The organism is Citrobacter sp. wls619, assembly GCF_005281345.1.
GTDB lineage: Bacteria > Pseudomonadota > Gammaproteobacteria > Enterobacterales > Enterobacteriaceae > Citrobacter.
The window spans coordinates 39,693-47,888 of the sequence record NZ_SZXJ01000077.1 but is presented as its reverse complement, the minus strand read 5'-3'; the positions used below and the strand labels follow the sequence as shown (position 1 = coordinate 47,888).

10 protein-coding genes are annotated in these 8,196 nt (G+C 52.1%); 6 read left to right on the top strand and 4 right to left on the bottom strand.

The genetic code is table 11. From position 1 onward, the window contains the following. Window positions 1–94: 94 nt before the first annotated feature. Window positions 95–661 carry a D-glycero-beta-D-manno-heptose 1,7-bisphosphate 7-phosphatase gene (gene gmhB, locus FDX19_RS14635; protein ID WP_137383261.1) on the bottom strand — a complete coding sequence of 189 codons (567 nt, stop codon included), beginning with the start codon at window positions 659–661 and terminating at the stop codon, window positions 95–97. A 189-nt stretch (window positions 662–850) separates the two neighbouring features. Between gmhB and metN the strand changes: the two genes are divergently transcribed. The 6 genes from metN (at window position 851) to proS (ending at window position 6,442) form a co-directional block, all read left to right on the top strand. Next, a complete protein-coding gene (gene metN / locus FDX19_RS14630; protein ID WP_005132072.1) occupies window positions 851–1,882 on the top strand; it encodes a methionine ABC transporter ATP-binding protein MetN in 1,032 nt (343 codons plus the stop codon). Continuing rightward, window positions 1,875–2,528, top strand: coding sequence for a methionine ABC transporter permease MetI (locus tag FDX19_RS14625; protein ID WP_005132073.1), 654 nt, complete (start codon window positions 1,875–1,877; stop codon window positions 2,526–2,528). Before metN ends, FDX19_RS14625 begins: the two co-directional genes overlap by 8 nt. 44 nt (window positions 2,529–2,572) lie before the next feature. Continuing rightward, complete coding sequence (metQ, locus tag FDX19_RS14620; RefSeq protein WP_003829145.1) at window positions 2,573–3,388, top strand: methionine ABC transporter substrate-binding lipoprotein MetQ; 816 nt, start codon at window positions 2,573–2,575, stop codon at window positions 3,386–3,388. 116 nt (window positions 3,389–3,504) lie between these two features. Further along, window positions 3,505–3,909, top strand: a complete 405-nt coding sequence (gene rcsF / locus FDX19_RS14615) for an Rcs stress response system protein RcsF (RefSeq protein ID WP_040230040.1) — start codon at window positions 3,505–3,507, stop codon at window positions 3,907–3,909. Beyond that, window positions 3,906–4,613, top strand: a complete 708-nt coding sequence (gene tsaA / locus FDX19_RS14610) for a tRNA (N6-threonylcarbamoyladenosine(37)-N6)-methyltransferase TrmO (RefSeq protein WP_137383260.1) — start codon at window positions 3,906–3,908, stop codon at window positions 4,611–4,613. Before rcsF ends, tsaA begins: the two co-directional genes overlap by 4 nt. A 110-nt stretch (window positions 4,614–4,723) precedes the next feature. Beyond that, complete coding sequence (gene proS, locus FDX19_RS14605; RefSeq protein WP_137383259.1) at window positions 4,724–6,442, top strand: proline--tRNA ligase; 1,719 nt, start codon at window positions 4,724–4,726, stop codon at window positions 6,440–6,442. A gap of 43 nt (window positions 6,443–6,485) precedes the next feature. Here proS and nlpE read toward each other — a convergent pair whose 3' ends face one another. The 3 genes from nlpE to FDX19_RS14590 are packed head-to-tail and all read right to left on the bottom strand — an operon-like array spanning window position 6,486 to window position 8,180. Next, window positions 6,486–7,184 (bottom strand): envelope stress response activation lipoprotein NlpE, encoded by a 699-nt coding sequence (nlpE, locus tag FDX19_RS14600; protein ID WP_137383258.1) that lies wholly within the window; start codon window positions 7,182–7,184, stop codon window positions 6,486–6,488. A gap of 31 nt (window positions 7,185–7,215) precedes the next feature. Next, window positions 7,216–7,638 (bottom strand): alternative ribosome rescue aminoacyl-tRNA hydrolase ArfB, encoded by a 423-nt coding sequence (arfB, locus tag FDX19_RS14595; RefSeq protein ID WP_137383257.1) that lies wholly within the window; start codon window positions 7,636–7,638, stop codon window positions 7,216–7,218. Further along, the gene (locus FDX19_RS14590; protein ID WP_137383256.1) at window positions 7,638–8,180 is read right to left on the bottom strand and encodes a YaeQ family protein; all 543 of its coding nucleotides are present in this window, start codon (window positions 8,178–8,180) and stop codon (window positions 7,638–7,640) included. Before FDX19_RS14590 ends, arfB begins: the two co-directional genes overlap by 1 nt. Window positions 8,181–8,196: the final 16 nt, after the last annotated feature.

Here is an 8,196-nt window from a genome sequence, read left to right as displayed (position 1 = left end):
CGTGTCGATGGAGGCGCATTATAGGGAGTCGACTCAGGAAGACAAGCGGAAAAATGCATTTTTGTTTCAACCGCTCACCTTTTATCCATAACGCTTACTTTTGCTGCTTTTTTATCGCCATTGGCAGGTCCGCCAGACTATTTAGCACTAAATCTGCCGCATTTTCTGCTTCCGGAGTGACTGGCTTGCCTGTGCGCACTAATACCTTCGTTCCTACATTTGCAGCTGTCGCCGCCTGCATATCTTCTATTTTGTCGCCCACCATATAAGAAGCGGCCATATCGATGTGCAGAAAGTCGCGGGCGGAGATCAACATGCCCGGATGCGGTTTACGGCAGTCGCAGACCTGGCGGTACTCTTCGACTGTGCCCTGCGGATGATGAGGACAATAATAGATACCATCCAGATCAACATCGCGATCGGCCAATGACCAATCCATCCATTCCGTTAACGTTTCGAATTGTGCCTCGGTAAATTTGCCACGGGCAATACCAGACTGGTTCGTCACGACAATCAGCGCATAACCCATCTTTTTAAGTTCACGCATAGCATCAATGACACCGTCGATAAATTCGAACTCGTCGATCTCATGGACGTAGCCGTGGTCCACATTAATAGTGCCGTCACGGTCGAGAAAAATTGCGGGTACAGACTTTGCCACCTTTTATAGCTCCTGAATAAGGCATGTTGCTCTAGTATCGCATGTTTCGGCGGGCAAGAAAGTGCTCATCGTGCAAAGCCCGATTGATTTAGACGTCTGGATGCCTTAACATCCATCTTGTTGACGGCGTCGACCGTACCAGACAGACGAAAATGCCACGGCTAACTTAATTACGATAATAAATAACTAATGATTAAACTTTCGAATATCACCAAAGTGTTCCAGCAGGGGACTCGCACCATTCAGGCGCTAAACAATGTCAGCCTGCATGTTCCTGCCGGACAGATTTATGGCGTTATTGGTGCCTCCGGTGCCGGTAAAAGCACACTCATTCGCTGCGTAAACCTGCTCGAGCGCCCAACTGAAGGTAGCGTTCAGGTCGGCGGTCAGGAGCTGACGACGCTTTCAGAGTCAGAGCTGACTAAAGCGCGCCGTCAAATTGGCATGATTTTCCAGCACTTTAACCTGCTCTCCTCCCGTACTGTTTTTGGCAACGTTGCGCTGCCACTGGAGCTGGATAACACGCCAAAAGAAGAGATTAAACGTCGTGTGACGGAACTGTTGGATTTGGTTGGCCTTGGTGACAAGCACGACAGCTACCCGGCGAACCTTTCCGGTGGTCAGAAGCAACGTGTGGCGATTGCCCGTGCTCTGGCAAGTAATCCCAAAGTGTTGCTGTGCGATGAAGCCACCAGCGCCCTCGACCCAGCGACGACCCGCTCGATTCTCGAATTACTGAAAGATATTAACCGTCGCCTGGGGCTCACCATTCTGCTGATTACTCATGAGATGGACGTTGTAAAACGTATCTGTGACTGCGTCGCAGTCATCAGCAATGGTGAACTGATTGAGCAGGACACCGTCAGTGAGGTGTTCTCACACCCCAAAACCCCGCTGGCGCAGAAGTTTATCCAGTCCACGCTGCACCTGGATATTCCGGAAGATTATCAGGAACGTTTAAAAGCTGAGCCGCAAGCCGACAGCGTGCCCATGCTACGCATGGAGTTCACCGGTCACTCTGTTGATGCCCCATTACTCTCGGAAACGGCCCGCCGCTTTAATGTGAATAACAACATTATCAGCGCGCAGATGGATTACGCCGGCGGCGTGAAGTTCGGCATCATGCTGACTGAAATGCACGGTACACAAGAAGATACACAAGCAGCCATTAGCTGGTTGCAGGAACACCACGTAAAAGTAGAGGTACTGGGTTATGTCTGAGCCGATGATTTGGCTGCTGGTTCGCGGCGTATGGGAAACGCTGGCAATGACCTTTGTGTCCGGTTTTTTTGGCTTTGTGATTGGCCTGCCCGTGGGCGTACTGCTGTACGTGACGCGTCCAGGACAAATCATTGAGAACGCGAAGTTGTACCGCACGCTTTCTGCGCTGGTTAACATTTTCCGTTCCATCCCGTTCATTATTTTGCTGGTGTGGATGATTCCGTTCACCCGCATGATTGTTGGCACATCTATCGGGCTGCAGGCCGCTATCGTCCCGCTAACCGTCGGCGCCGCGCCATTTATTGCTCGTATGGTGGAAAACGCCCTGCTGGAAATCCCGACCGGGCTGATTGAGGCCTCGCGTGCGATGGGCGCTACGCCGTTGCAGATTGTACGTAAGGTATTACTACCAGAAGCGCTGCCAGGACTGGTCAATGCGGCCACCATCACCCTCATCACGCTGGTTGGTTACTCGGCGATGGGCGGTGCCGTCGGTGCCGGTGGCCTTGGCCAGATTGGCTATCAGTATGGCTACATTGGGTATAACGCTACCGTAATGAATACAGTACTGGTATTGCTCGTCGTTCTGGTTTATTTAATTCAGTTATCCGGCGATCGCATCGTCCGGGCAGTCACGCACAAATAACGTTACACACAACACTAAAAACTCATTAAGAAAAGGAAATAAGCATGGCGTTCAAATTCAAAACCTTTGCGGCAGTTGGAGCCCTGATCGGTTCTCTGGCACTTGTGGGTTGTGGCCAGGATGAAAAAGATCCTAACCACATCAAAGTGGGTGTTATCGTTGGCGCAGAGCAGCAGGTTGCTGAAGTCGCACAGAAAGTGGCTAAAGAAAAATACGGTCTGGATGTTGAACTGGTAACGTTCAACGATTATGTCCTGCCCAATGAAGCGCTAAGCAAAGGCGATATCGATGCTAACGCCTTCCAACACAAACCGTACCTGGATCAGCAGATCAAAGATCGTGGTTACAAACTGGTTGCCGTAGGCAATACCTTTGTTTATCCGATTGCAGGCTACTCCAAAAAAATCAAATCACTGGATGAACTGCAGGATGGCTCTCAGGTCGCTATTCCAAACGACCCGACTAACCTCGGCCGTTCCCTGCTGCTGCTGCAGAAAGTCGGTTTGATTAAACTGAAAGATGGCGTTGGCCTGCTGCCAACCGCGCTGGACGTGATTGAAAACCCGAAAAACCTGAAGCTGGTTGAACTGGAAGCGCCGCAGCTGCCACGCTCACTGGACGACGCGCAAATCGCACTGGCAGTCATCAACACCACCTATGCCAGCCAGATCGGCCTGACTCCGGCAAAAGACGGGATCTTTGTTGAAGATAAAGATTCCCCATACGTAAACCTGATCGTGACGCGTGAAGACAATAAAGATGCTGAGAACGTGAAGAAATTCGTTGAAGCATACCAGTCAGACGAAGTTTACGAAGCGGCAAACAAAGTCTTCAACGGCGGTGCTGTTAAAGGCTGGTAATTTTAGGCTGTTTTCACAATCTGTAATATCATCAGGACGGGCGCTTGCCCGTCTTGTCATTTATGCAAGCACCTGATTCAATATCTGACGTTTAGATCATTCATTGAGGAAATATTATGCGTGCTTTACCGATCTGTTTAGTAGCACTCATGCTGAGCGGCTGTTCTATGTTAAGCAGATCCCCTGTTGAACCCGTTCAAAGCACCGCTACCCCGCCAAAAGCGGAGCCGGAAAAACCAAAAGCACCGCGCGCGACGCCGGTCAGAATTATCACCAACGCAGAAGATCTGGTCGGTAAACCCTTCCGCGATCTTGGCGAAGTGAGTGGAGAGTCCTGCCAGGCATCCAACCAGGATTCCCCTCCGAGTATTCCAACCGCACGCAAACGCATGCAGATAAACGCATCCAAAATGAAAGCCAATGCGGTATTACTGCACAGCTGCGAAGTTACCAGCGGGACGCCGGGCTGCTATCGTCAGGCGGTTTGCATTGGTTCTGCCCTGAATATTTCGTCTAAATGAGTCATTTTCAGTTCGAGCAAATAGGCGTTATCCGCTCTCCTTATAAAGAAAAGTTCGCTGTGCCACGCCAGCCGGGTCTGGTGAAAAGCGCCAACGGCGAACTGCATTTGCTCGCGCCCTATAACCAGGCCGATGCTGTTCGCGGCCTGGAAGCATTCAGCCATTTGTGGGTGATTTTTGTTTTTCATCAGACAATGGAAGGCGGATGGCGACCCACCGTGCGCCCACCCCGTCTGGGTGGTAACGCCAGAATGGGCGTCTTTGCCACGCGTTCAACCTTTCGTCCTAACCCTGTCGGCATGTCGCTGGTTGAGCTAAAAGAAATTGTCTGCCACAAAGAGAGCGTCATTCTGCAACTGGGGAGTCTGGACCTGGTCGACGGAACGCCGGTGGTCGACATCAAACCTTATCTGCCATTTGCAGAAGCACTGCCTGACGCCACTGCCAGCTACGCGCAGCATGCGCCGGTTGCCGAAATGGCGGTAAGTTTCACTACAGAGGTTGAACAACAGCTTCTGGCGCTGGAAAAATGTTATCCATTGCTGAAAACATTTATCGGTGAAGTACTGGCACAGGACCCACGTCCTGCGTATCGTAAGGGTGAAGAGACAGGCAAAACGTATGCCGTCTGGCTACACGATTTCAACGTGCGCTGGCGCGTAACGGAAGAAGGTTTTGAAGTCTTTGCGCTTGAACCCCGCTAATTTCGTGCCCTTCTCTTTTGACATCCCTTTCTCGCTGGTAAACTAAACCACTTTTTTTGTGTCAGGCTGGCATCCAGCCTGTTCGATCGTTCAACTGGAACCGTAACAACATGCGTACTAGCCAATATCTGCTCTCCACTCTGAAGGAGACACCTGCCGACGCCGAAGTCATCAGCCACCAGCTGATGCTGCGCGCCGGGATGATCCGCAAGCTGGCCTCCGGGTTATACACCTGGCTGCCGACCGGCGTGCGCGTCCTGAAAAAAGTCGAAAACATCGTGCGTGAAGAAATGAATAACGCCGGTGCGATCGAGGTGTTGATGCCGGTCGTTCAGCCTTCTGAACTGTGGGAAGAGAGCGGTCGTTGGGAACAGTACGGCCCGGAACTGCTGCGTATCGCAGACCGTGGCGATCGTTCATTCGTACTCGGCCCAACGCATGAAGAAGTCATCACCGACCTGATCCGTAATGAGCTGAGCTCTTACAAACAGCTGCCGCTGAACTTCTATCAGATCCAGACTAAATTCCGTGACGAAGTTCGCCCACGCTTCGGCGTGATGCGTTCCCGCGAATTCCTGATGAAAGATGCCTACTCTTTCCACACCTCTCAGGAATCCCTGCAGGAAACCTACGACGCGATGTACGCTGCGTACAGCAAAATCTTTAGCCGTATGGGGCTGGATTTCCGTGCAGTACAAGCGGATACCGGTTCTATTGGCGGCAGCGCCTCTCACGAATTCCAGGTGCTGGCGCAGAGCGGCGAAGACGATGTGATCTTCTCCGACTCTTCCGACTATGCGGCGAACATCGAATTCGCCGAAGCCGTTGCGCCGAAAGAGCCGCGCGCAGCAGCAACCCAGGAAATGACGCTGGTTGATACGCCGAACGCGAAAACCATCGCCGAACTGGTTGAGCAGTTCAACCTGCCTATCGAAAAAACCGTGAAAACCCTGCTGGTGAAAGCGGTTGAAGGCAGCAGCTACCCGCTGGTTGCTCTGCTGGTTCGCGGCGATCACGAACTGAACGAAGTTAAAGCAGAAAAACTGCCGCAGGTTGCCAGCCCGCTGACTTTTGCTACTGAAGAAGAAATCCGTGCCGTCGTGAAAGCAGGTCCGGGTTCCCTTGGTCCGGTTAACATGCCGATCCCGGTGGTTATCGATCGTACCGTTGCGGTAATGAGTGATTTTGCCGCCGGCGCCAATATCGACGGTAAACACTATTTCGGTATCAACTGGGATCGTGACGTAGCTACCCCTGAAGTTGCTGACATCCGTAACGTAGTCGCCGGCGACCCGAGCCCGGATGGCAAAGGTACGCTGATGATCAAACGCGGTATCGAAGTGGGCCACATCTTCCAGCTGGGTACCAAGTATTCTGAAGCGATGAAAGCTGCCGTTCAGGGTGAAGATGGCCGTAATCAGATTCTGACCATGGGCTGCTACGGTATCGGGGTGACTCGCGTGGTGGCTGCCGCTATTGAGCAGAACTTTGACGATCGCGGCATTGTATGGCCAGACGCCATCGCACCGTTCCAGGTCGCTATTCTGCCAATGAACATGCACAAATCCTACCGTGTGCAGGAACTGGCTGAGAAGCTGTACGCAGAACTGCGTGCACAGGGTATCGAAGTGCTGATGGACGATCGTAAAGAGCGTCCGGGCGTGATGTTTGCCGATATGGAACTGATCGGTATTCCGCACACTATCGTGCTCGGCGACCGTAACCTCGATAACGATGATATCGAATACAAATATCGTCGTAACGGCGAGAAACAGCTGATTAAAACCGGCGACATTGTCGACTATCTGGTCAAAGCCATTAAAGGCTAATATCAGCAAAAGGCCCTGATAATCAGGGCCTTTTTTTCATCAATTAATTACATCCTTTACCGGGGATAAATTTCGCATCTTTATCCGCCATCAGCGTTTTCACTTTTTCGCCGGTGTCCGGGTTCGCCTCCAGCGTGAAATGCGCTTCCAGCGTCAGCAATACAGATTGTCCGTTTTCCGCGCGCGCGGCTAAATAGTCACGTTCAAGCTGGGCGTTGTTCGCCACCGGCATCCGTTTACCCGTTGCGCAGTCGGTAAAGATTGCGGCATCCGCCATGTAGAAATACATTCCCCGCATCGGCATTGGCGTCACCGGTAGGCTGGCAGAAACCGGCTGCAAGGTGTAGTTGAGCTGTGACTCAATGGGATTGCCTTCACGATCGAGCATTTCCAGCGCTTCGCCTTTTGCCCGGTAGTAAGATTTTTCACCTTTGCTGTCGGTCAGCACCAGCTTGTCAGCCGTACGCGCCCACGAGCCATATGAAGCAAACGAAGACGGTTCATCACGTACGCCCTGATAGCGTTCGTTCATGACCCATGTTCCATCTTTTTCGAGGAACAAAGAGGTTTCAATCCCTTCGCAGTCCGCACACGGCAAGATGCCACGCCAACTTTGCTGCATCGGTTTTAATTCTGCCGCTTGCGTCGGTTGCAGAACATCAACTTCAGAGCGATTGTTACAGCCGATCAAGGCAAAGAGTGTAAATACAGCTGCTAATGACAGTATTGCTGTTTTCACCACAGATTCCTTCTCAATATTGTATTCCTATTCGTCAGTCCTGTGGACGACGAACTTTCCCGCGCAGTGCCTTCACCGTGGACTTTTGCGCCTTCGATGACAATCTGCGCTCTTTTGAAGCGCGTGTCGGGCGCGTGGCCTGCCTACTTTTCTGCACTGCGGTTAATTCTTTAATCACCGCCACCAGCCGGGATATTGCCGCTTCCCGGTTCAACTCCTGGCTACGGTATTCCTGAGCCTTAATAATAATGACACCCTCGCCGCAGATCAGATGATGGCTGGCAGCTAACAGGCGTTCCTTGTAATACTCTGGCAGGCTGGAGGCCCGAATGTCAAAGCGCAAATGAATAGCCGTTGAGGTCTTGTTAACGTGCTGACCGCCCGCGCCCTGTGCCCGAATCGCCGTGATTTCCAGCTCATTGTCAGGGATAGAGACGTTTCGGGAGATAACAATCATCAACGCGGCTGCCACGCGGTCAGATGAATTTCCAGATTGTTCTGAGAGTCGGACAGCCAGATAGCACCGTCCTGGATAGTTGCCTGCAGCGCCATTGTACGACCAGCAAAATCACTCAGTTGCGCCAGTTGTTCATCATCCAGGTACCACACGGTGAGATTTTTAAACTGCGCACATTTGTTCTGGTTTTGCTGCCACCAGATCTGAGCCGCACGGCTGTTGTAGGCAAACAGAGCAACCTCGCCAGACTGGTTACAGGCTTTTTTAATACGGCGCTCATCCGGCAGACCCAGCTCAATCCAAAGATCGATGCCCAGATGATCGTTACGCAGCCATGCTTCAGGCTCGTCTTCCGCGCTCAGGCCACGCGTGAACTGCAGCCGTTCATCGGCATATTTAATCCAGGCCAGCAGGCGCAACATCATGCGTTCCTGGGTTTCTGAAGGGTGACGCGCCAGCGTCAATGTCGCGTCAAGAAACTGGTTGCGGTCGAGATCCGCTACGTTGACGACGGCTTTATAGATTGTCGCTTTAAGCGCCATGGGAAAACTCCTTTTG

Bases quoted from the DNA above. Each gene is read 5' to 3' on its own strand.
- metN (WP_005132072.1), top strand. From the start codon at position 851: ATGATTAAACTTTCGAATATCACCAAAGTGTTCCAGCAGGGGACTCGC.
- FDX19_RS14625 (WP_005132073.1), top strand. From the start codon at position 1,875: ATGTCTGAGCCGATGATTTGGCTGCTGGTTCGCGGCGTATGGGAAACG.
- metQ (WP_003829145.1), top strand. From the start codon at position 2,573: ATGGCGTTCAAATTCAAAACCTTTGCGGCAGTTGGAGCCCTGATCGGT.
- rcsF (WP_040230040.1), top strand. From the start codon at position 3,505: ATGCGTGCTTTACCGATCTGTTTAGTAGCACTCATGCTGAGCGGCTGT.
- tsaA (WP_137383260.1), top strand. From the start codon at position 3,906: ATGAGTCATTTTCAGTTCGAGCAAATAGGCGTTATCCGCTCTCCTTAT.
- proS (WP_137383259.1), top strand. From the start codon at position 4,724: ATGCGTACTAGCCAATATCTGCTCTCCACTCTGAAGGAGACACCTGCC.
- arfB (WP_137383257.1), bottom strand. From the start codon at position 7,638: ATGATTGTTATCTCCCGAAACGTCTCTATCCCTGACAATGAGCTGGAA.
- FDX19_RS14590 (WP_137383256.1), bottom strand. From the start codon at position 8,180: ATGGCGCTTAAAGCGACAATCTATAAAGCCGTCGTCAACGTAGCGGAT.